The following is a 348-nucleotide window of genomic DNA, read 5'->3' as shown; positions in this document are numbered from 1 at the left end:
CACTAGGCACACGTTATCGGTGCCGATGAAGGACTCCCCGATTAGAAATGCCTGTGCTAAGCCTTCAGGCTTGGGCTGTACCGCATACTGCAAATGGATACCAAAGCGACTGCCATCACCCAATAATCGCTGAAAGCTGGTTTGATCTTCAGGCGTGGTAATGATCAAGATATCTCGAATACCCGCCAGCATCAGTACTGAAAGCGGATAATAGATCATGGGTTTGTCGTATATGGGCAGCAGCTGCTTGGAGACACCCAGAGTAATGGGGTATAGCCTGGAGCCACTTCCGCCTGCAAGGATAATGCCTTTCATAACTGACCTTCGCTATGCGTTGTAATATCGTTA

At 48.9% G+C, this 348-nt stretch carries 1 protein-coding gene; it reads right to left on the bottom strand.

Annotated elements, in window-relative coordinates; all coding sequences use genetic code 11:
* The coding region (locus Q5762_RS37525) for a sugar phosphate nucleotidyltransferase (RefSeq protein ID WP_315896791.1) at window positions 1-315 on the bottom strand (315 nt) is incomplete at its 3' end.
* Window positions 316-348 lie beyond the last annotated feature (33 nt).

The organism is Streptomyces sp. P9(2023) (genome assembly GCF_032436795.1).
Taxonomy (GTDB): domain Bacteria; phylum Actinomycetota; class Actinomycetes; order Streptomycetales; family Streptomycetaceae; genus Streptomyces.
Note: the sequence above shows the minus strand (reverse complement) of the source record. Positions and strands in the feature narration are given on the sequence as shown.